This window comes from Poseidonibacter antarcticus (assembly GCF_003667345.1).
Lineage (GTDB): Bacteria > Campylobacterota > Campylobacteria > Campylobacterales > Arcobacteraceae > Poseidonibacter > Poseidonibacter antarcticus.
In genome coordinates, this window is sequence record NZ_RCWF01000047.1 from 1 (window position 1) to 633 (window position 633).

Sequence of the window (633 nt, forward strand, 5' to 3'; positions counted from 1 at the left end):
AGCTTATAATAAATAGAATTAAATTCTATCGCATTTGATAATTATTCTTTGGCTACTATCTTATTAAACATACATTACATATATTTATTAAAATAATAAATTGTGTTCTATCTAATTTCTTAGACAGTTTTTAAAATTGTTTATTAATTAATTACTGATAAATCAGTTTTCATTAATGAAAAAATTAAAAGACTTTAACATTATATTTTTAAATATCTTGCTAGCTTAAAAAAACTATGTTTTTTCAAGGTAACGCATTTTGGTAATTAAACCAAATATAAATACTTTGAATAAGTACTTATATTTAGTTTAGCAACTAAACTTTAATTTTTGTAATTTGTTTGAATATATGATGGTGGAGAATAGCGGGATCGAACCGCTGACCTCCTACGTGCAAGGCAGGCGCTCTCCCAGCTGAGCTAATTCCCCATCGTAGTATATTATATAAGTTATAGATTATTTATATGGTGGGCCTACCAGGACTTGAACCTGGGACCTCACGATTATCAGTCGAGCGCTCTAGCCAGCTGAGCTATAGGCCCATATTACCTATTAAATAAATAATCTTTATAAACCGAACATAATACTCTGTTTGTTTTTCTTGATGAAGTTAGAATCGAATCTAACTTCTGT

At 28.9% G+C, this 633-nt stretch carries 2 tRNA genes; both read right to left on the minus strand.

The window, feature by feature from the left end:
• Positions 1–353 precede the first annotated feature (353 nt).
• Positions 354–429: transfer RNA gene (locus D9T19_RS14430), tRNA-Ala, on the minus strand.
• Between the two features lie 36 nt (positions 430–465).
• Positions 466–542, minus strand: a tRNA-Ile gene (locus tag D9T19_RS14435).
• Positions 543–633: the final 91 nt, after the last annotated feature.